Origin of the sequence: uncultured Parasphingorhabdus sp. (assembly GCF_963677535.2) — a bacterium.
Lineage (GTDB): Bacteria > Pseudomonadota > Alphaproteobacteria > Sphingomonadales > Sphingomonadaceae > Parasphingorhabdus.
The window spans coordinates 725,157-745,536 of the sequence record NZ_CAXXUT010000001.1 but is presented as its reverse complement, the minus strand read 5'-3'; the positions used below and the strand labels follow the sequence as shown (position 1 = coordinate 745,536).

At 57.2% G+C, this 20,380-nt stretch carries 25 protein-coding genes; 12 read left to right on the top strand and 13 right to left on the bottom strand.

Annotated elements, in window-relative coordinates; genetic code table 11:
• Nucleotides 1-17: 17 nt before the first annotated feature.
• The 4 genes from pspC to ACHZCJ_RS03550 form a co-directional block, all read right to left on the bottom strand.
• Nucleotides 18-401, bottom strand: a complete 384-nt coding sequence (pspC, locus tag ACHZCJ_RS03565) for an envelope stress response membrane protein PspC (protein ID WP_100094849.1) — start codon at nt 399-401, stop codon at nt 18-20.
• The gene (pspB, locus tag ACHZCJ_RS03560; RefSeq protein WP_100094848.1) at nt 398-706 is read right to left on the bottom strand and encodes an envelope stress response membrane protein PspB; all 309 of its coding nucleotides are present in this window, start codon (nt 704-706) and stop codon (nt 398-400) included. Before pspB ends, pspC begins: the two co-directional genes overlap by 4 nt.
• Nucleotides 706-1,380: a phage shock protein PspA gene (gene pspA / locus ACHZCJ_RS03555; RefSeq protein ID WP_321323954.1), complete on the bottom strand. Its 675-nt coding sequence runs from the start codon at nt 1,378-1,380 to the stop codon at nt 706-708. Before pspA ends, pspB begins: the two co-directional genes overlap by 1 nt.
• 149 nt (nt 1,381-1,529) lie before the next feature.
• Nucleotides 1,530-1,706, bottom strand: coding sequence for a hypothetical protein (locus ACHZCJ_RS03550; RefSeq protein ID WP_159642375.1), 177 nt, complete (start codon nt 1,704-1,706; stop codon nt 1,530-1,532).
• 158 nt (nt 1,707-1,864) lie between these two features.
• Here ACHZCJ_RS03550 and pspF point away from each other — a divergent pair, with 158 nt between their 5' ends.
• Complete coding sequence (gene pspF, locus ACHZCJ_RS03545; protein WP_321323952.1) at nt 1,865-2,911, top strand: phage shock protein operon transcriptional activator; 1,047 nt, start codon at nt 1,865-1,867, stop codon at nt 2,909-2,911.
• Nucleotides 2,912-2,959: 48 nt separating this feature from the next.
• On the opposite strand, the gene ACHZCJ_RS03540 is transcribed toward pspF, so the two are convergent.
• The gene (locus ACHZCJ_RS03540; protein WP_321323950.1) at nt 2,960-3,523 is read right to left on the bottom strand and encodes a urate hydroxylase PuuD; all 564 of its coding nucleotides are present in this window, start codon (nt 3,521-3,523) and stop codon (nt 2,960-2,962) included.
• 183 nt (nt 3,524-3,706) lie between these two features.
• Here ACHZCJ_RS03540 and ACHZCJ_RS03535 point away from each other — a divergent pair, with 183 nt between their 5' ends.
• Nucleotides 3,707-4,312, top strand: coding sequence for a superoxide dismutase (locus ACHZCJ_RS03535; RefSeq protein WP_159642379.1), 606 nt, complete (start codon nt 3,707-3,709; stop codon nt 4,310-4,312).
• Nucleotides 4,313-4,333: 21 nt separating this feature from the next.
• On the opposite strand, the gene ACHZCJ_RS03530 is transcribed toward ACHZCJ_RS03535, so the two are convergent.
• The 5 genes from ACHZCJ_RS03530 to ACHZCJ_RS03510 all read right to left on the bottom strand — a co-directional run bounded on the left by ACHZCJ_RS03530 (nt 4,334) and on the right by ACHZCJ_RS03510 (nt 9,708).
• On the bottom strand, nt 4,334-4,972 hold the full coding sequence (locus tag ACHZCJ_RS03530; RefSeq protein ID WP_321323947.1) for an inner membrane-spanning protein YciB: 639 nt from the start codon (nt 4,970-4,972) through the stop codon (nt 4,334-4,336).
• Entirely contained in the window at nt 4,969-5,898 is a 930-nt protein-coding gene (gene ftsY / locus ACHZCJ_RS03525) for a signal recognition particle-docking protein FtsY (RefSeq protein ID WP_321323946.1), read from the bottom strand. Before ftsY ends, ACHZCJ_RS03530 begins: the two co-directional genes overlap by 4 nt.
• Nucleotides 5,895-7,160, bottom strand: coding sequence for a tRNA (N(6)-L-threonylcarbamoyladenosine(37)-C(2))-methylthiotransferase MtaB (gene mtaB, locus ACHZCJ_RS03520; RefSeq protein ID WP_321323943.1), 1,266 nt, complete (start codon nt 7,158-7,160; stop codon nt 5,895-5,897). The genes ftsY and mtaB overlap by 4 nt, the downstream gene beginning before the upstream one ends.
• Nucleotides 7,157-7,963, bottom strand: a complete 807-nt coding sequence (dapF, locus tag ACHZCJ_RS03515) for a diaminopimelate epimerase (protein WP_321323941.1) — start codon at nt 7,961-7,963, stop codon at nt 7,157-7,159. The genes mtaB and dapF overlap by 4 nt, the downstream gene beginning before the upstream one ends.
• 71 nt (nt 7,964-8,034) lie before the next feature.
• Complete coding sequence (locus tag ACHZCJ_RS03510) at nt 8,035-9,708, bottom strand: putative bifunctional diguanylate cyclase/phosphodiesterase (RefSeq protein WP_394700022.1); 1,674 nt, start codon at nt 9,706-9,708, stop codon at nt 8,035-8,037.
• A gap of 257 nt (nt 9,709-9,965) precedes the next feature.
• On the opposite strand from ACHZCJ_RS03510, the gene ffh reads away from it, so the two are divergent.
• From ffh to ACHZCJ_RS03475, 7 genes are all read left to right on the top strand, one after another.
• Entirely contained in the window at nt 9,966-11,429 is a 1,464-nt protein-coding gene (gene ffh, locus ACHZCJ_RS03505; protein ID WP_321323937.1) for a signal recognition particle protein, read from the top strand.
• Between the two features lie 44 nt (nt 11,430-11,473).
• Nucleotides 11,474-11,917: a 30S ribosomal protein S16 gene (rpsP, locus tag ACHZCJ_RS03500; RefSeq protein WP_321323935.1), complete on the top strand. Its 444-nt coding sequence runs from the start codon at nt 11,474-11,476 to the stop codon at nt 11,915-11,917.
• 3 nt (nt 11,918-11,920) lie between these two features.
• The gene (gene rimM, locus ACHZCJ_RS03495) at nt 11,921-12,409 is read left to right on the top strand and encodes a ribosome maturation factor RimM (RefSeq protein WP_159642393.1); all 489 of its coding nucleotides are present in this window, start codon (nt 11,921-11,923) and stop codon (nt 12,407-12,409) included.
• Complete coding sequence (locus tag ACHZCJ_RS03490; RefSeq protein ID WP_159642395.1) at nt 12,406-12,720, top strand: hypothetical protein; 315 nt, start codon at nt 12,406-12,408, stop codon at nt 12,718-12,720. The genes rimM and ACHZCJ_RS03490 overlap by 4 nt, the downstream gene beginning before the upstream one ends.
• Entirely contained in the window at nt 12,693-13,682 is a 990-nt protein-coding gene (gene trmD / locus ACHZCJ_RS03485) for a tRNA (guanosine(37)-N1)-methyltransferase TrmD (protein ID WP_321323932.1), read from the top strand. The genes ACHZCJ_RS03490 and trmD overlap by 28 nt, the downstream gene beginning before the upstream one ends.
• Nucleotides 13,683-13,685: 3 nt before the next feature.
• Nucleotides 13,686-14,075: a 50S ribosomal protein L19 gene (rplS, locus tag ACHZCJ_RS03480; protein ID WP_089132446.1), complete on the top strand. Its 390-nt coding sequence runs from the start codon at nt 13,686-13,688 to the stop codon at nt 14,073-14,075.
• A gap of 83 nt (nt 14,076-14,158) precedes the next feature.
• The gene (locus tag ACHZCJ_RS03475) at nt 14,159-15,184 is read left to right on the top strand and encodes an aspartate-semialdehyde dehydrogenase (RefSeq protein WP_159642399.1); all 1,026 of its coding nucleotides are present in this window, start codon (nt 14,159-14,161) and stop codon (nt 15,182-15,184) included.
• On the opposite strand, the gene ACHZCJ_RS03470 is transcribed toward ACHZCJ_RS03475, so the two are convergent.
• From ACHZCJ_RS03470 to ACHZCJ_RS03460, 3 genes are read right to left on the bottom strand one after another with little or no spacing between them, the layout of a single operon-like run.
• The gene (locus ACHZCJ_RS03470; RefSeq protein WP_321323928.1) at nt 15,181-16,731 is read right to left on the bottom strand and encodes a DHA2 family efflux MFS transporter permease subunit; all 1,551 of its coding nucleotides are present in this window, start codon (nt 16,729-16,731) and stop codon (nt 15,181-15,183) included. The genes ACHZCJ_RS03475 and ACHZCJ_RS03470 overlap by 4 nt on opposite strands.
• Nucleotides 16,728-17,816, bottom strand: a complete 1,089-nt coding sequence (locus tag ACHZCJ_RS03465; RefSeq protein ID WP_321323926.1) for an HlyD family secretion protein — start codon at nt 17,814-17,816, stop codon at nt 16,728-16,730. Before ACHZCJ_RS03465 ends, ACHZCJ_RS03470 begins: the two co-directional genes overlap by 4 nt.
• On the bottom strand, nt 17,809-18,267 hold the full coding sequence (locus ACHZCJ_RS03460; RefSeq protein WP_159642403.1) for a MarR family winged helix-turn-helix transcriptional regulator: 459 nt from the start codon (nt 18,265-18,267) through the stop codon (nt 17,809-17,811). Before ACHZCJ_RS03460 ends, ACHZCJ_RS03465 begins: the two co-directional genes overlap by 8 nt.
• Before the next feature lie 89 nt (nt 18,268-18,356).
• Here ACHZCJ_RS03460 and ACHZCJ_RS03455 point away from each other — a divergent pair, with 89 nt between their 5' ends.
• From ACHZCJ_RS03455 to ACHZCJ_RS03445, 3 genes are read left to right on the top strand one after another with little or no spacing between them, the layout of a single operon-like run.
• On the top strand, nt 18,357-19,004 hold the full coding sequence (locus ACHZCJ_RS03455; RefSeq protein WP_321323922.1) for a DsbA family protein: 648 nt from the start codon (nt 18,357-18,359) through the stop codon (nt 19,002-19,004).
• 55 nt (nt 19,005-19,059) lie between these two features.
• A complete protein-coding gene (locus tag ACHZCJ_RS03450) occupies nt 19,060-19,812 on the top strand; it encodes an alpha/beta hydrolase (RefSeq protein WP_321323920.1) in 753 nt (250 codons plus the stop codon).
• 5 nt (nt 19,813-19,817) lie between these two features.
• Entirely contained in the window at nt 19,818-20,348 is a 531-nt protein-coding gene (locus tag ACHZCJ_RS03445) for a hypothetical protein (protein ID WP_159642409.1), read from the top strand.
• Nucleotides 20,349-20,380 lie beyond the last annotated feature (32 nt).

The following is a 20,380-nucleotide window of genomic DNA, read 5'->3' as shown; positions in this document are numbered from 1 at the left end:
CTCCCTATTCCGCTGGTTCAGCGCAGATTTTCAATTTCGTTCGACAGAGTCGTGTTCTTGCTGGTGTAGTAAAGTTCCATGTCGGCCAGCTTGCGGTCGATTTCCCGGAAGCGCGACTTGATATCGCGGGTCGTGCGGCGCGGTGACTGGCGCACGCCCTGCCAGAATTTCGTGTCTTCCGGATCGCTCAGATACATGCCGACCGGTTTCGGTTCGGATATTTTTGCCGCGACCCAGTAAGCGACCAGCGTCCACGGAAAGGCGAAGGTCACGGTCGCGATGATGGCTGCGAGCCGGACCCAGGCGACATTGATCCCGGTATAGTCGGCGATCCCGGCGCAGACACCGCTCCATTTTGCGCGCTGCTTGTCGAGATAGAATTTCGTGCGTGAGGAGCTCATGAGGGGTGCCTTTCCTTCTTCAGAAGCTCGTCAAAATTTTCGAGCGTTGGGGCTTGTTCGGCTTTCGAAGCCGGCAGGGCGGATTGCCGCCAGTCGGGGTTGTCCGCTGCCATGATCCGTTCGATGGTTTCCATCCGGTCGTCCAGACGGCGGGCCATGTGGTGGAGTTCTTCCAGCAAATGTTCGTCTTCATTGGTGATGGTCGCGGCGGTTTTCCATTTGGTCACATAGTGGAAAATCAACCAGGGGAGACCGATGAACAATGTTCCCATGACGATGGGAATGATGATCAGTTCTTCCTGCATTATGCGTCCCTTTTCTTCATGGCTGCCTTCATGGCTTCCAGTTCTTCATCGACCTTGTCGCTGGATTCCAGCGCCGCGATCTGGTTTTCCAGGCTCTGCGGTTCGCCGCCCATGCCAAGCGCGTCGGCGCGGCCTTCGGCAAAATCGACCTGGCGTTCGAGATATTCAAACCGGGAGAAGGCATCGTGGACCTTTTCACCATTATACATTTCGCGCAGCTTCACGCGGTTCTCTGCGCTTTCCAGCCGGTTGACCAGGCTGCTCTGGCGCGAGCGGGCTTCCTGCAGTTTCTTCTGCAATTTGGCGATATCGCCTTCGGATGACCGAAGCGAATCATCAAGGGTCTGGATTTCCGCTTTCAACTGATCGGCCATGTCGGCAGCCTTGCGCTTCTCGACGAGGGCTGCCTTGGCCAGGTCTTCTCGATCCTTGGAGAGCGCGAGCTGGGCTTTCTCGCTCCAGTCTTCGGTCAGATGGTCGAGCTTGTCGATATGACGGCGCATTTCCTTCTGGTCAGCGATGGTGCGCGCGGCAGAGGCGCGAACTTCGACCAGGGTTTCCTCCATCTCGAGGATGATCATCCGGATCATCTTCGACGGATCTTCGGCCTTGTCCAGCATGTCTGTGACGTTGGCGGCGATGATGTCGCGTGTTCTTGAAAAAATACCTGCCATGTACATACTCCGGTTAGGTCTGCGGTTGTGATTGAACTTGTTCGAACCTTCGTTCCGATCCTGCTCTACATCAACCTGGTGAATTTCAAAAGGTGGCCGGGACCTGACTTCGACAAGGGGGAAAGAAGGGGTCCCGGCCATTTTGTCTGTCACGCCGGATAACCTAGGTTAACGAAGCTGACAGCGGGGGACTCGGGCTGGTTTTTCACCATCGTACCTTCGGCCTGTGCGGGGCCGACGGCACTAATCAATATGACCGCGCTGAAAAGCAGGATCGAGACAATCGCGGAAATATCGGTGCGGCTCATTTTGTTCAGGGCTGGCATGGTGTTCTCCAGTAGTTGTGTTGCGTATATGAAACCAACATTGCAGAAGCCGTGCCAACTTCATTAAGATACTGTAATATATAGATAAAGGATTTTTCTTGGCATGGATCGCATAGTATTAATTGCTATTTAGTGGGAATTCCCACTATATCTTGGCTATGGAACGCGAAGGTCAATTTGTCGGCGAATCGGGCGCTTTTCTCGACGCCGTGGAAAAAGCCAGCCGCGCGGCGCCGCTTAACCGTCCGGTGCTGGTAGTAGGCGAGCGAGGCACCGGCAAGGAGCTGATCGCGGAACGCCTGCATCGGCTCAGTATGCGGTGGGACGGACCATTTGTAACGCTCAATTGCGCGGCTATGCCGGAAACGCTGATCGAGGCGGAACTGTTCGGGCATGAAGCCGGCGCTTTTACCGGCGCCACCAAGGCGCGGGTAGGGCGGTTTGAAGAGGCCGACGGCGGCACCCTGTTTCTCGACGAACTGGGCACCCTGTCCACCGGCGCGCAGGAGCGGCTCTTGCGGGCGGTGGAATATGGCGAAATTACGCGGATCGGGTCGTCACGGCCGCAGCGGGTTGATGTCCGCATTGTCGCTGCCACCAATGCCGACCTGCCGAAAATGGCGGAGGACAACAGATTCCGCGCCGACCTGCTCGACCGGCTATCGTTCGAGGTGGTCACCCTGCCACCGTTGCGCGTTCGCGAAGGCGACATTCCGGTGCTGGCTGATTATTTCGGTCGGCGGATGGCGGCGGAACTGGAATGGCCGTCGTGGCCGGGCTTCGGACGGCTGGCGTCGGAAGCGCTGAACCGGCACGAATGGCCGGGCAATGTCCGCGAACTTCGCAATGTGACTGAGCGCGCCGTCTACCAGTGGAATGATCACGGCAGACCGGTCGATCATATAGTGTTCGATCCGTTCGAGTCACCATGGAAGCCACGAGAAATGCAGGCTAAACGGAAAAGTGAAGCGACGGAAGAGTCCGTTGCAGAAGCGGTGCCGGCGCGCGTCGAGACTCCAGTATCCGGTCTTGCCCTCGACGGAGTCGACGACATGAAGGCGGCAGTGGAGGCCTTCGAGAAACGGATATTGGAAGCAGCGCTGGCGAGGTCGCGCTACAATCAGCGGCAGACGGCCAAGGCGCTCAACCTGACCTATGACCAGCTGCGCCATTCGCTGAAGCGGCACGACCTTCTGGGCACATGAAAAAGGGGGCTCCCGGGCCCCCTTCACATGCTTCCAATTCTTCCATTTCTATCCGGCGTTGGCGTTTACCATGGTGTAGAACATCGGCAGCGAAAGCAGCACATTGGTGCGCGATGCCATCAGTGCAACCTTGCCCGCTGCGGCTTTCTCGTCTGCTGTCGCTTCGACAATGCCGAGAACTTTCTTCTGCTTCGGCCAGATAATGAACCAGACATTGGCCGCCATGACGATGGCGATCCACATGCCCACGCCGATCAGCGTGAATGGCTGCTGCAAGGTCATCGCCTGATGAACCCAGCCGCTGGCCCAAGCGACGTAAAGACCGGTGATCACGGTGAGCAGGGCAGCCCAGCGGAAATAGAACAAGACTTTCGGCGCGATATGCTTGCCGACAGCCGGCTTCAGATCGTCCGGAATGGCAGGCATCAGCGGTACCTGTACAAAATTCAGATAATAGAGCAGACCGATCCACAACACCCCGAAGAACAGATGCAGCCAGCGACCGATAGCATTGCCGGTGACCATATCACCGTGCAGGCCGAACATAAGCGCGACCGCAGCGATCAGGCCGACAATCATCACCGCATTAAGATTTCCAAAAAATTTCGCCATTACATTCCCCCCGGATGATCCAATTTGCAATCAGACATTAACTTTATGCAACCCATAGGTCTATGTCACGAAAAAATGGCTTTTTAACCGCGCCTGACGATTATCGGAATATTTATGCTTGCATCTTTTATGCTATTGATGCGTTGAGGCACCACATCTCAAAAACTATGGAGAAAAGACGATATGGCTTTCGAACTGCCCCCGTTACCTTATGAAAAAACCGCCTTCGGCGACCTGATTTCCGAAGACACGTTCAACTATCACCACGGCAAGCATCATAACGCCTATGTAAGCAAGACCAATGACGCGATCGCCGGCACAGACCACGAAGGAAAAAAGCTTTCCGAAGTCATTGAGGCGGCCGACGGCGGTCTGTTCAACAATTCCGCTCAGGTCTGGAACCACAGCTTCTACTGGCTTTGCCTTTCGCCCGAGAAAAAGGAAATTACCGGCGAGTTGAAAGACCGGCTCGAAAGCAGCTTTGGTTCGATCGAAGAATTCAAAAGCAAGTTCAAGGAAGAGGCCGTTGGTCACTTCGCCAGCGGTTGGGCATGGTTGGTACTGGACGGTGACGAACTGAAGATCACTTCCTATCATGATGCCGACACGCCTGTCGTTCATGGCGTGAAACCGTTGTTCACGCTCGATGTCTGGGAACATGCCTATTATCTCGATTATCAGAACGCACGTCCGGACTATGTATCCGCACTGCTCGACAATGCGGTCGACTGGGACTTTGTTGCGCTGAACCTTGACGGAGACGGTGTCAGCCGCGCCGACCAGGGCTAAAGACCAGTAGCAGAACTATATTCAAGCCGCGTCCTGACCATCAGGGCGCGGCTTTTCTTCAACCGAAAAACCGTGCTTCATCAGCATCGGGATGTTGGCCATGGCAAAGATGAAGGAGGCGGCGGTTACACCCCAGACCTTGATGGTCAACCACCAGTCAAAGCTCAGCATAGCCACCATCAGTTCATTGATAGCCGCCATGCCGGTAAAAAACAGCGCCCAGTTGCGCGAGAGTTTCAGCCAGCCTTCGTCGCTCAGTCCTTCAAACGCCGCCTGCAGCAGACTTTTCAGCATGGCCTTGCCGCGCAGCAACCCGCCAAATAATATGATTGCAAAGCCGGCATAGATGATCGTCGGCTTGTGCTGGATGAATCGCGGATCATTGAAATAGATGGTAAGGGCGCCGAACCCGAGGATCAGGATCGCGGACATCCACATCATCGGCGAAATCTTGCCCAGCTTCCATTTCGATACGATCATCGCGATGACGATGGCGATCATGAAGGCGATCGTGCCATAAATCGCCGAGGTGATGGGATTGCCCTCGGGGGCACCGAATTTATAGACCAGAAAGAACAGCAGCAGCGGGCCGAAATCGAGCGCGAAGCTCAGGCCTCTGTGCTCTTTCGGAATTTCTTCAATTGCTGTGGCTTCGGTCATGATTCTATCCCGGCTATGGCTGCGGCCAGATCTTCGGCCTTGAAGGGGCGCAGGTCTTCTATTGTTTCACCAACCCCGATGGCGTGGATCGGCATTCCGAACTGTTTTGCCGCCGCCACCAGAACGCCGCCGCGGGCGGTACCGTCGAGCTTGGTCATGATAAGGCCGGTGACCTTGGCCACGTCCTGAAACACTTCAATCTGCGACAGGGCATTTTGTCCGGTCGTGGCATCCAGCACCAGCACCACATTATGCGGCGCTTCCGGATTGAGTCGGCCGAGCACCCGCCGGATCTTGTCCAGTTCGTCCATCAATTCGCTGCGGTTTTGCAGCCGTCCGGCTGTATCGACGATTAACACGTCGATCCCGGTGGCCGTTGCCTGTTTGACGCCTTCGTAAACTATGCTGGCGCTGTCGCCGCCTTGCGGCCCGCTGACAATGGGTACGCCCAGTCGTTCGGCCCAGACCTTGAGCTGCCCGATTGCAGCCGCGCGAAAAGTATCACCCGCCGCCAGCATGACGCCATAATCCTGTTCCAGAAACAGATGGGCCAGCTTGGCGATGGTGGTGGTCTTGCCCGAACCGTTGACGCCGATGACCAAAATGACCTGGGGGCGGGGAAAGGCGTCGATCTCCAACGGAACCGCTACCGGTTCCAGAATCGCGGAAATCTCGCGCTGGATGATTTCTTTCACCGCCTGCTCACTCAGGCCTTTTTCAAAGCGTTCGGTAGCCAATTTCTCACGGATCGAGGCGGCCGTAGCCGGACCCAGATCCGACATGATCAGCGCGTCCTCGATATCGTCGAGCGTGGCGTCATCAAGCTTGGCCTTGGTCACCAGCCCGGTCAGATTCTCGGTCAGCCGGGAGGATGTCTTGCTAAATCCGCCGAACAGGCGGTCTTTCCAACTGCTATTCTCGCTCACGCTGTCACTCTACCAATCAATTGTTTGTTTTGCATGCCGGTAATCTCCACTGGCACGATCTGTCCCTTGCCAGCCGGTCGGTCGAGCTGCACGCGAGAGAAATTTTCCGCATATCCGGCATCGCCCGACATCTCGACCAACAGCTTCTGTTGCGTCCCAACGAGCGACTGCCGCCATTGTGCGGCGCGTTCCGTTACGCGATTGCGCAATATTTTCGCTCTTTCCCGAACGATATGCCCTTCGACCTGCGGCATCTTCGCTGCGGGCGTGCCCGATTTCGGTGAATAGGGAAATATATGCCCGTGAACTATGTCGCATTGGTCGACTATGGCCAGGCTGTTAGCGAACATGTTTTCCTCTTCGGTCGGAAAACCAGCGATGATATCCGCCCCTATCGCAATTTCCGGCCGCTTCGCTTTCAGCTGTGCGACCAGCGTGATTGCCTGTTCGCGACTGTGCCGCCGCTTCATCCGCTTGAGGATCATGTCGTCACCCGATTGCAGAGACAAATGGACATGGGGCATGATCCGTACCTCACCGGTAAGCAAATCGAACAGCCGGTCGTCAATCTCGATCCCGTCAAGCGACGACAGCCGCAGTCTTGGCAAGTCCGGCACGAATTTCAATATCCGCTCGACCAGCATGCCGAGAGTCGGTTCGCCCGGAAGATCCGGACCATAGCTGGTAACGTCGACGCCGGTAAGAACCACTTCTTTAAAGCCTTGGTCAACCAGCGCTTGGACTTGGCTGACGACTTCCCCCGCCGGGACGGACCGGCTGTTTCCGCGGCCATAAGGGATGATGCAGAAGGTACAGCGATGGTCACAGCCATTCTGTATCTCCACGAAGGCGCGCGAACGGTCGGCAAAGGCGCCGACCATATGCGGCGCGGTTTCCGTGATCTCCATGATATCGGAAACCCGGATGTCCGGATGATTGCTTTGCAGACCCAGTTTGAAATTGGCTGCATCATATTTGTCGGAATTGCCGACCACCGCGCTGGTTTCCGGCATGTCGGCAAACATGGCGGGGTCAATCTGCGCGGCACATCCGGTGACAATGATATTCTTTTCCGGATTTTTCTTCTTGGCCCGCCTTATGGCTTGCCGGGTTTGCCGGACCGCTTCGTTGGTAACCGCGCAGCTGTTGACGATCACCAGATTGTCGCCGTCAATATTGCTGGCCGCAAGATTTTGCCGCAAAGTCTCGCTTTCTGCGATATTGAGCCGGCAGCCCATGCTGATCATTTCCGGTGCGTTCATCCGAACCGGTCCCAGTCTGCTTCGCCGGAAAAGACATAGGTGGTCGGGCCCTGCATCTGGATATGCTCGCCGTCCTGCCAGCTGATTGTGAGAGACCCGCCCGGCAAATTGACCTGTACCGGGCTGTTCACCAGACCGCGCCTGATCGCCGCCACGGCGGTGGCGCAGGCACCGGTGCCGCAGGCCCGCGTCAGGCCGACACCCCGCTCCCAGACCCGCAAATGGATGATTCCATCGGCAATATGGGCGATATTGACGTTGACCTTGTCCGGAAACAGCGGGTCGACTTCGATCATCGGTCCGAGGCGCTCCAACTCGACGCCATCGCTGTCATCGACAAAGAATATGACATGCGGGTTGCCGACATTGACGGTCGCGGGATTTTGCAAATCTTCCCAGCCGACCGGCATGGAAAGCGTATCCATGGCATAGGCAAGGGGAATGGACTGCCATTCGAAACGGGGCTTGCCCATATCGACAATGGCACCCTCTTCGGTCGCATGGCCGGTAATGATGCCGCCGGCGGTCTCGATCCGTGTCTCGTCGCCGATCAGCTTGGCGACGCATCGGCTGGCATTGCCACAGGCCTCGACTTCGCTGCCGTCGGCATTGAATATCTGCATCCTCACATCGGCAACAGAAGACGGGCGCAACACGATCAGCTGATCGCAGCCGATACCGCTACGCCGGTCTGCGATGGCGGTCGCTATCGCGCTCGACAGGTTCATTTCCGTTTCGCGCGCATCGATGATGACAAAATCATTGCCCAATCCGTGCATTTTATGGAAGCGTCCTGTGGTCATGACCAGCGATTTAGGGATGCCGTTCCCGGGAGTCCAGCTATTCGGCTAGCAATCGCTGGCGGCAGGTGGTCCTAGCCTGCGTTTTGCATCGGTTCTTTTACGGTGGGGGAGGCGCTGGCTCCGGTTTGCGCGGTCTCCGGTTCGTCCAGATCACCGGCCGGCAACAAATTGCGCTGGGCGAGAATCTTCCGCGTTTCGAGCGCCGTACAGGGGCGTCCATAATACCAGCCCTGACCCTGGGCACAGCCGATGCTGCGCAACGCATTCTCGGTATCCTTATCCTCGATGCCTTCTGCGGTGATTGGCAGGCCGAGACTTTCGCCCAGGCCGTTGATCGCCTTCACGATAGCCTTGCTTTCCGCATTGTGCATTAGGGACGAGACAAAGCTGCGGTCAATCTTGATCCGGTCAAACGGCAGGGCGCGCAGGTGGGCGAGTGAGCTATAGCCGGTCCCGAAATCGTCGAGGGCAATTTTGATGTCCTGATTTTTCAGACTGCCGACGATCGACTGGGCGAGGCTTAGATTCTCGAACAGTGCACTTTCTGTAATCTCGATTTCCAGACGGCTCGGCGGAAATCCGCTTTCGACAAGCAGTTTGACGATTTTCTGCGCCAGCCAAGGATCAAGCAGCTGGACCGGCGCGATATTGACGGAAATCTTCAGCGACGGGTCCCAATATTTTGCGTGGTCGAGCGCCTGCCGCATGATGCTGAGTGACAGATCACCGATCATTCCGGTTTCTTCGGCGATCGGGATGAATACTTCCGGCGAAATCAGCCCCTGTGTCGGCGATTCCCAGCGGGCAAGAACTTCAAAGCCGGTCAATTTTCCGGTAGCGAGATCAATCTGCTGCTCGAAATAGGGAACGAACTCTCCATTGGGGATGCCCATTCGCATGCCGGTTTCCAGCAGGCTGCGCGTTTGCAGTTCCTGCTCCATGTTAATGTCAAACCAGCAATAGCGGTTTCGGCCCTGCTTCTTCGAATTGTACATGGCGATGTCGGCGCGGCGCATCAGCAGATCAACGCCCTCCGATTCTGAATCATAGCGGGCCATGCCGATCGATGTGGTCACGGCAAGCTGTATGCCATTTTCGACAATCGGTGCCGCGATTGTTTCGATCAGATCATCGGCAATCCGTTCAACCATTGTCGGCTGTTCGGGGTTGAATACAAAGGCGCAGGCAAATTCGTCACCGCCAAGCCGTGCCAGCAGATTATGGGGCGGCAATACACGCTGCAAACGATTGGCTACTTGCTTCAATACGGCGTCGCCGGCGCTATGGCCGTGTACATCGTTGATGGCTTTGAAATTGTCGAGATCGAGCATCATGAATGTTATGCTCTTTTTCTGCTTTTGCGCGAGACTGATCATTTCCGCTGTTCTTTCGCCGATGGTGCGACGGTTGAGCAGTCCGGTTAGCGGATCGGTAACAGCAAGAGAGCGAGCCAGCTGCTCCGCGGCGGCCCGTTCTTCGACCTCTTTGGTCAAGTCATTATATCGGCGCCAGCCGAACAGGATCAGGGCGATATTCAGCAGGAAAGCGGGGACCAGCACATTGTCGCCGGCCTTGGTCTGGCCAGTGATCGAACCGATAGCATCGGACAGCACAGTGCCGCCGGTGCCGGCGAACATCAAAATTGCCAGAATGACGATGACGCCGGTTACAACATCACGACCAATCGAAATCTTATAACCGTTCTTCATCAACCTGAGATGTTGGTCGGCTGCCGGTCGAGCCATAGTTGTTTTCCCGCTGTTGCCGGACGGCTTTTGCCAAACAGTTCTCAATTTCTGGTTAACAGCTGTTCATATCTTTGAAATTCCAGGCTTGCGATATCGCCCGAACTGCACTAATAGCCTGCCAAATCAGGCGATGCTTGTATCGCCAACCCAGTTTAGAGTTCGAAAAACTCACACGTCGATCAGCGAGGTTTCGCCCATCGGCGCTTTTTGCGTTGGCCGGGAAACCGGTCTCTTGAAGGAAGAAAGGCGGAGACATGTTTGATAAGTTGAGCGACCGCCTTGGTGGCGTATTCGACAAGTTGCGCGGCCGTGGTGCCCTGCGGGAAGAAGATGTTCGCGGTGCCATGCGGGAAGTGCGGATTGCCTTGCTCGAGGCCGATGTCGCGCTGCCCGTCGTCAAGGATTTCGTTGAGAAGGTCACCGAGCAGGCGGTAGGCCAGTCGGTCCTCAAATCGGTCACGCCGGGCCAGCAAGTGGTCAAGATCGTCAATGACGGTATTGCCGAAATGCTGGGTTCCGAGGTCAGCGGTCTTGAGTTGTCGGTTGCTCCACCCGCCATCATCATGATGGTCGGCCTGCAGGGGTCCGGTAAGACGACCACGACCGCGAAAATCGCCAAACGGCTAAAGGACAAAGAGAATAAGAAGGTCATGATGGCCTCTCTCGATGTCAACCGTCCGGCTGCGCAGGAGCAGCTGGCAGTACTGGGCGAGCAGATCAATGCTGCCACCCTGCCGATTGTAGCCGGCCAGCAGCCGGTCGAAATTGCCAGGCGTGCGTTGCAAGCCGCCAAATTGCAGGGCTTTGATGTTCTGCTGCTGGATACTGCCGGCCGCTTGCATGTCGACCAGCAGCTGATGGACGAGATGAAGGCGGTGGCCGACATTGCCAAGCCGCAGGAAACGCTGCTGGTTGTCGATGCACTGACCGGCCAGGATGCCGTCAATGTAGCGCAGAATTTTTCCGATCAGGTCGATCTGAGCGGCGTGGTCCTGACCCGGATGGATGGTGATGCCCGCGGCGGTGCGGCGCTGTCTATGCGAGCCGTCACCGGCAAGCCGATCAAATTTGTCGGTGTCGGCGAGAAGATCGATTCTCTGGAAGAATTCCACCCGGAACGCGTTGCCGGCCGGATATTGGGCATGGGCGATGTTGTCAGCCTGGTCGAAAAAGCGGCACAGGTCGTCGACAAGGAAGAATCCGAAGCGCTTGCCGAGAAAATGCTCAAGGGGCAGTTCGATCTCAATGATCTGCGCTCGCAGCTTAATCAGATGACCAAGATGGGTGGTCTGGGTGCCATGGCTTCGATGATGCCGGGCATGAAAAAGGCGAAAGCGGCGATGGCCGGCGGCGCGATGGATGAAAAGGTTCTGGTTCGCATGGATGCCATCATCGGGTCGATGACCAAGGAAGAGCGGAGTCGTCCGGGCCTTCTCAACGCCAAGCGCAAGCGCCGGGTCGCGATCGGTTCCGGTACCACGGTGCAGGATGTCAACAAGCTGCTCAAGATGCATCAGGAAATGGCCAAGGCGATGAAGCGCATCAAGAAAATGGGCGGAATCAAGGGGCTGATGTCGATGTTTGGCAATGGTGGCGGAGCCGCCGGGGCGGGGATGGGTGGCCAGGATGGCGGCCTCGCTGGCATGCCCGGGCTGCCCGACATGACATCAGGCGGCCTTCCCCCTGATCTGGCGAATTTATTGAACAAGAAGAAATAGTCGTAACAGTTTGAATTTATGTATTTTTAGAAAGGTTTATTACAATGGCAGTAGCAATGAGAATGTCCCGTGGCGGTTCCAAGAAACGCCCTTACTATAAAATCGTGATCGCCGATGCCCGCGCCCCGCGCGACGGCAAGTTTATCGAACGCATCGGCAGCTACAATCCGCTGCTCGCGAAAGATGACGAAAAGCGTGTTGTTCTGGACACCGAACGGGCAAAGCACTGGCTCGAAAACGGCGCACAGCCCTCCGACCGCGTCGCCCGCTTCCTTGACGCCGCCGGTCTGATGAAGCGTGAAGCGCGCAACAACCCGAACAAGGGCAAGCCAGGCGAGAAGGCCACCGAGCGTCTGGAAGAAAAAGCGGAAAAAGCAGCTGCTGCCGAAGAAGCCGCCAAGGAAGCCGCTGCGGCTCCTGCTGAAGAAGCACCAGCCGAAGAAGCACCCGCTGAAGAAGCTGCAACCGAAGAAAAGTCCGAGGGTTAATCCTTGGACACGGTTGATCCGGACAAACCCGTCCCTCTTGCCGTCATCATTGGCGCGCACGGGGTGACCGGGGAAGTCCGGCTCAAGCTTTTCTGTGACAGCCTCGACAGTCTCAGGGCGCACAAGATATTTAACGGCGGCGCATTGACGCTGAAATCCGCGAAGCCCCACAAGATGGGAGCGATTGCGCGGATCGCCGAAATTACCGACCGCAACGGCGCCGAAGCCGCCCGCGGTACCGAGCTCAGCGTCCCGCGTTCGGCTTTGCCGGAGTTGGACGAAGACGAATTCTATCATATTGATATTATCGGCCTGCGCTGTGTCTCCGACGCCGGCGAGGAACTCGGAAAAATCTTCGCCATATACGAATTCGGCGCGGGCGATGTGATCGAGATAGAACGCGCCAGCGGCAAAAAGTTCATGGTCCCGGTGCACGCGATCGACATGCGCGATGATCCGGCCATCGTGCAGGCGGAGTTTGTCGAACCATGATGCTGATCCTGATCATTCTGGTGATAGCCGGTCTGTCTATCGCGATTATCGAAATTGCGAAGCGGGTGCAGCCGGATATTAACCTTGCCTGGTTGCCTTTTCTGGCAAGCTTGCCCGTACCCGGCCTGTCTGTGCTCTACTGGCTGTTCAATCTCTGGTGGCTGCAATCGGATAATTGCCTGGATATGCAAAACTGTGGTCGCGCGGCAATGATGAGCATGTCTGTCGGTGCCGCCGTCGGCTTTTTCGGCAGTTTCTTTATCGGCATGACTATCTCCATCCTGTGGATCAACTGGCGCAGGAAGAAGTGACCTTCAACGCGCAAATCCTGACTCTCTACCCGGAAATATTTCCCGGACCGCTCGGCACATCGCTGGCGGGCAGGGCGCTGTCAGAAGGGAAATGGGCGCTCGACACCATCAACCCGCGTGATTTCGCTACCGACAAGCACCGCAGTGTCGACGATACGCCGGCCGGTGGCGGCGCCGGTATGGTGTTGCGGGTTGACGTCATGGCGGCGGCAGTGGACCATGCGATTGAACGGATGACGGAAAAGATCGGTTCGTCTCGAGCGCAGTCGAGAGGCGATCTGGGGAACGAAGGTGTCTCGACTTCGCTCGACACGAACGGGGAGGGCGCGCTCGATTCCCGCGGACAGCGGTTGTCCTCCAATTCCGTTCGCCCGGAGCCTGTCGCAGGGCTGTCGTCTTCCGCCGCCCCGACTTCGACAACCCCCGATCAGGTCCGGGGACGAGTAGCCACCCGTTTGCCAGCAGCCCCCATCCTCGCCATGACTCCACGCGGAAAGCCTCTCACACAGGCCCGCGTCCGCGAAATCGCGACCGGTCCCGGTGTCACCATCATCTGTGGCCGTTTCGAGGGATTTGACGAACGGCTGTTTCAGGGGCGGCCCATTGAAGAGGTCTCGATCGGCGACTATGTCCTGTCCGGCGGAGAAATGGGCGCTCTGGTGCTTTTAGACGCTTGCATTCGCCTGCTTCCCGGGGTAATGGGCGCGTCTTCTAGCGGAGATGACGAGAGTTTCGAGCACGGAATACTCGAATATCCGCAATATACCCGACCTCAAATATGGGAAGGGCGCATTATCCCTGAAGTCTTGCGATCGGGGGATCATGCGAAAATAGCTGCTTGGCGGAAACAAAGGGCAGAAGAAGATACACGGCTAAGGCGGCCGGATTTATGGGAGCGTCACAGGGACGCTCCGGATCAGTCGCCCTCTGGTGCGCAGGAAAAAGATAAAGATAAGGAATAGGTCATGAACCTGATTCAGACATTGGAAAAAGAAGCTGTAGAAGCATTTGCAGCATCGAAAGAAGTTCCCGAGTTCCGCGCTGGTGATACACTGCGGATCGGTGTGCGCGTCGTCGAAGGCGAGCGCGTTCGTACCCAGAATTTTGAAGGTGTGTGCATTGCACGGACCAATCGCGGCATGGGCTCCAATTTCACCGTACGCAAAATGTCGTTCGGCGAAGGCGTTGAGCGTGTTTTCCCGCTATATTCCCCGAACATCGAAAGCATCACCGTGGTTCGCCGCGGTATCGTGCGTCGTGCGAAACTTTACTATCTGCGCGGGCGGACAGGTAAACGGGCCCGTATTGCGGAGCGCCGTTTGAACCAGCCTTCGAAAGGCACTGAAGCAAAATAACCAACGCTTCATAAAAGTTTCAAACAGCCGGTTCTCCCCACAGGAAAACCGGCTGTTTTAATATCAGCTACAGGAAAAGTTTCATGGGTTACAAAATCGCAGTCGTTGGCGCCACCGGCAATGTCGGGCGTGAAATGCTCAATATATTGGTCGAGCGTGAATTTCCCTATGACGAGATTGCTGCCGTCGCTTCGTCCCGCTCGCAGGGCAGCGAGATCGAAATCGGTGATACCGGTAAAATGCTCAAGGTTCAGAATATCGAGCATTTCGACTTTTCCGGATGGGATATCGCCCTGTTTGCTGCCGGTTCCGGCCCGACCAAGGAATATGCACCCAAAGCTGCCGCTGCCGGTTGTGTGGTGATCGACAATAGCTCTCTCTATCGCATGGATCCGGATATCCCCCTGATCGTACCCGAAGTGAACCCCGAGGCGATCAGCGGCTATAGCAAGCGCAATATCATCGCCAATCCCAATTGCTCGACCGCCCAGATGGTTGTCGCGCTCAAACCGCTGCACGATGCGGCGACGATCAAGCGGGTGGTTGTCTCTACCTATCAGTCGGTGTCCGGTGCGGGCAAGGGCGGCATGGACGAGCTGTTCGAACAGTCGCGCGCGATCTTTGTCGGTGACCCGAAGGAAAACCATGTCTTCACCAAGCAGATCGCATTCAACGTGATCCCGCATATTGACGTGTTTCTCGACGACGGATCGACCAAGGAAGAGTGGAAAATGGTCGTCGAGACCAAGAAAATCCTCGATTCGAAGATCAAGCTGTCCGCTACCTGCGTGCGCGTGCCGGTCTTTGTCGGTCACAGCGAATCGATCAATATCGAGTTTGAAAAGGAACTGTCCGCCAAGGACGCGCAGAAAATCCTGCGCGACGCGCCCGGCATCATGCTGGTCGATAAGCGCGAGGACGAAGGCTATGTCACGCCGGTAGAATGCGTCGGCGATGGCGCCACCTTCATCAGCCGCGTCCGCGAAGATCCGACGGTCGAAAACGGCCTGAACATCTGGTGCGTCAGCGACAATCTGCGCAAGGGCGCGGCGCTGAACGCGGTGCAGATTGCCGAGCTACTCGGCCGCAAGCATCTGAAGAAAGGCTAGTGCGCCGCACTCGCCGCTTCGGTTGAATCAAGTTTTATCCGCTGGGGTTTCTTCATCAGGAACACCAGCGGAACGCATAAGGCGGTAACCACAGCCATCAGCCAGAAATCGCCAAGATAGGCGATCATCAGCGCCTGCCGGTTCACCTCTCCGTCGATCACCATCATCGCCTGTTCGCCATATTGACCGAGCCGGTTGATGCTGGTCGGGCTGACCGGCGACAGCTGCGCTTCGGTGACATGGCCCGCCAGATCGGCATGGCTGGTCTGCCAGTTGCGGCCCAGCAGCCCGACAAACACCGCTATTCCGACCGAAGCACCGATGGTTCGCGAAAGATTGAGCAGACTGGCGCCATCGGTGCGCAAGGCCGGCGAAAGCGTAGAAAAGCCCAATATATTCATGGTCACGAACAGCCCGCCCATACCCAAACCCTGCACGATGCCACTGATGATCACGGGCCAGCGGTCCATGTCCAGGCTCCAGCCGGTCATCATCCAGGCCGAATAGGAAGCCAGCGCCATGCCCACCGCCACCACAAATCTGGCATCGATGTGGGTCGCCAGACGGCTGCCGATTGCCATTCCCATGAAAACGCCAATCCCGCGCGGCGCGAGGATGAGGCCGGCATCAACCGGCGTATAATGATAGATATTCTGCAGCATCGGTGGCAGCAGGGCCATGGTGGAGAACATTGAAACGCCGGCCACCATCATCAGCAGCATCGCCGTGACCAGATTGCGGTCACGAAACAGATCGCGCGACAAGAACGGATTTTTCGCGGAGACCATATGGATTGAGAACATCCACAAAGCCGCTGCGGCAATGCCGAACTCGATGATGATCTCCCAGCTCTCGAACCAGTCCTCGCCATTGCCGCGATCGAGCATCAGCTGGAAAGAGGCCATGAATCCGGCGAACAGGGCGAAGCCGAGCAGGTCAAACTTGCGCCGGGTAACCGGTCGCGAGGGGAGTAGCGTCCATAGCATGATGAAGGCAATAATCCCCAGCGGGACATTGATCAGGAAAATCCATTCCCAGCTGTAATTTTCTGTCAGATAGCCGCCGATGACCGGTCCGGTAATCGGTGCGATCATCACCCCCATGCCCCATATTGCCATTGCCCTGGGATGGTTTTTCGGCGGGTTGATGTCGAGCATTACCGTTTGCGAAAGCGGCATTACAAAGGCACCGGAAAGGCCCTGCATGACCCTGTAGAATACCAGCATTTCCAGGTTGCTGGCCGTCGCACAGAGAAAGGATGACAGGGTGAAGCCCGCTATCGACAGCAGGAACAGCTTGCGCGAGCCGATCCGGTCGGCGACCCAGCCGGTGATCGGGATGGCGACCGCCGAGGCCAATATATAGCTGGTCAATACCCAGGTCACCGTGTCGAGCGTAGCGCCAAGGCCTGATTGCATGTGCGGCAGCGCGACATTGGCGATCGTCGAATCCAGTATCTGCATGATATTGCCGAGCATGACGGCAATGGTAAGCAGGACCCGGTTATCGACCGGTAGCGCCGCTACGTCGGGATCCTGCGTGTTCACTCGTTACCGTTGCGCAGGTCGACGGTTACTTCCGCCGAAATACCGGCGATCAGCTGTCGTGGAGGTTTGTCCAATATCCGGATCCGGACCGGCACACGCTGGGTGACCTTGACCCAGTTGGCATTGGCATTTTGCGCCGGCAGCACCGAGAATTCCGATCCCGTGCCCGCACCAATGCTCTCGACCTCGCCGTCAAGCTCCAGCTCCGGATAGGCGTCAAAGCTGATTATAGCCTTCTGTCCGACCTTCATCCGGGCGAGATCGGTTTCCTTGAAATTGGCTTCCACCCAGCTGTTCTTGTCATCGACGATGGAAAGCGCCGGCAGTCCGGACACCATCATCTGTCCGATCTGCAACCGGGTAGACTGGGCGACCCGTCCGGAAAACGGAGCCACCACCCGCGTGCGTGCGAGGTCGAGCAAGGCCTGGTCCCGGGCCGCTCTGGCCTCGGCAACGTCCGGATTTTCGCCAGGAGCGGCGGATCCGGTTGACAGACGCGACCTGGCCGCGACGACATCGGCCTGCGCGGATTTCAGTCTGGCGCGTGCGAGATCAACTTCATGCTGGGCGGCATCGAGCCGCGCCCGCGTGGTAAAGCCCTTGTCCATCAGCGCGGCCTGCCGCTGATAATTGGACTGGGCGAAGGCGATGTCTTGGCGCGCCACCTCGATATCCACGCCGCTCACCTGATAATCGGTGCGCAGATTTTGAACCTCGACTTGCGCGGCGGCAATGCGGGCATTGCTTTGCGCTACGGTCAGTTCAAAGGGCGCGGGGTCTATGGCAAACAGGAGGTCGCCGGCCGCCACCTGCTGGTTTTCCTCGACGGCTACTTGCACGATTTTCCCCCCCACCTCGGGAGAAATGGAAACGATGTGCTGCTGCACATAGGCATTGTCGGTGGACGCATAGCGGTCACTGGCAATCCAGTAAAAGATGCCTGCAGCAGCGAGTAAACACGGCACAGACAGCATCAACAGCCAGCGGATGACATTCCGTCCGGTCGACCGCTCCGCAGTGGGTGCTTCGGGTGAGCCTTCCGTCAACAGCGTCCTGTCGATACCGGGATTGGGATTGTCAGCCATGGGCAGGCCGATTCTCTAGCAAGTCACCTTCGTCGATTGATTGCAGATTGGTGCGGAACCGTTCGAGCAAACGATACAGCTTGTCCTGATCCTCGGGTGATATGTCGACAAGCGCCTCCTGCAGCAATTCTTCACCAATGGGTTGTAGCTGCTCGGTCAGCGCACTGCCCTTGCTGGTGAGATATAATTTCCACGCCCGCCGGTCGGTGGGGTCGGCACGGCGTTCGACCATGTCTGCTGCCTGTAGCCGGTCGACCATCCGGCACAGGGCCATGGCATCCAGTTCCAGCATGTCGGCAAGGGCGCTCTGGTTGATTCCTTCATGACGTTGCAGCCAGGTCAACACCCGCCATTGCGGGCGGGTGACGCCGATCGCCTTGGCCCGTTTGTCGAAGGTCCGGCGGATCAGCCGGGAAATGTCGCCAACCAGAAATCCCATATTATCGCTCATGGCCGCCGTTTAATAACATATGTTATAATATGCAATGATTAGCTTTGAAATTTATAGAAGCCGGTCAATGATTGTGCCATATGATTGCCATGACATTGCAAGCAGACGTTTATTGGTCCTTCCGTTCGCCCTACAGCTATCTGGCTACGCGGCGTTATGTCGCGCTGACGCAGGACTATGACCTGCAGATCAACCAGCGCTTCGTATACCCGCTGGCAATCCGCGAACCGGATTTCTTCGAGAAAAACCATCCCAATTGGCTCGGCTATACATTTCGCGATATATTCCGCGTGGCGCAGCATATGGGCATCCCGATGGCACCGCCAAAGCCCGATCCGATCGTGCAGGACATCGCCACGCGCAAGATTGCCGACGAACAGCCCTATATTTTCGAACTGACCCGGATGGGACAGGCAGCATCGCGGCGTGGCAAAGGACTGGATTTTGCCAATGAGGTGTCGCAGCTCATCTGGGGCGGCACCGCAGGCTGGAACGAGGGCGATCATCTGGAAAAAGCCGCCGAGCGCGCCGGACTGGACCTGACCGAATTGCGTGCCGAAGCCTCGACCCAGGCGGAAGGGCTCGACGCCGAAATAGCCGAAAACCAGAAGGCACTGGAAGCCGCAGGCCACTGGGGCGTACCGACGCTGGTATTCGAAGACGAGCCCTTTTTCGGTCAGGATCGGATCGAACTTGCGGTCTGGCGGATGAAACAAAAAGGCCTTGCCGAGCGATGAGTGCGCGTCGGTCCGGCAATCCGGTCGTTCATCGCGAGAATTGGGAAAGTAAAAAATGACTGCGAAGAAATGGGACTTTACGTCTTTTGACGGGGTGAAGCTCAAAATCCACGAGATGGGCGAGGGGCGTCCGCTGCTTTTGCTGCACGGCCTCTTCTCCAGTGCCGATACCAACTGGATCAAATTCGGTCATGCACGGGCGCTGGCCGATGCGGGCTTCCGGGTGATCATGCCCGACCTCCGTGCGCATGGCGAAAGCGAAGCGCCGCATGATCCTGCGGCCTATCCCGATGATGTGCTGGTCCGGGATGCGCTGGCGCTGATCGCGCAACTGCAGTTGACCGATTTTGATCTCGGCGGCTTCTCGCTGGGTGCTCGGACGACGGCCCGGCTGCTGGTTACCGGAGCAAAGCCGGGCAGGGCGATCCTTGCCGGCATGGGGCTTCAGGGCCTTGCGGGATGGGAACAGCGTCAGGCATTTTTTCAGGAGGCAATCCGGCTCAAAGATAGCGCCAAACGCGGCGATCCGCACTGGATGGCCATCCAGTTCATGAAGAGCCAGAAAATCGATCCGGAGGCAGCAAGTTTGTTGCTCGCGACTTTTTCCGATATGGATCCTGCCGAGGCAGCCAGCATAGAAACCGAAACGCTGGTGCTGTGCGGCAGCGAGGATCGCGACAACGGCGATCCGGAAGAATTGGCGGCAATTTTGCTCAATGGCCACCATGTTGAGATATCCGGTACCCATATGAGCAGCGTGACAAAGGCGGAAATGAGCCAGGAGATGGTGCGCTTTCTGGTTGGATAGGAGGGATGATGCCGAAACTGTATAGCTGGCGCAATTTCTGGATATTCTGGGGCGGAGGGCTGGCGCTCTTCATCTGTCTGATTCTCTCGGGCGGAGTGCTGGAGACCATCGTCGCTCCCGACGGTATCCTCGACCATCAGAGCGCAGCAACAGCCGACAGGGTCAACGCTATCCAGCAAAGCTGGGCCGACGCTGGCGTGCTGGACATCGCCCGCTGGGGCATGATCGCAGACCTTGTATTCATTACCCTCTATATGTCCGGCGGCATTATCGGCGGGCGGTTGATCTGGCAGCGCGCCGTATCGCCGACGCTCAAGAAAATCGGATTGCTGTGCGTCCTCAGCTATTTTATCTTCGGGGTGACCGACTATGTCGAGACCGTGTGCCAGCTGGTGCAACTGGTCAATGAACAGGGCAGCGATATTCTGGCCGGAACCGCGGCCCTGGCAAGACCTGCCAAAATCATATGCTGGATTGTCGGTACGGTCGCAATGATCGGTGCGCTCGTCTGGCGATGGCGCGAAACGCGGGCTTGACCGGCGCACGATAAAGTTTCAATTCCAACCAG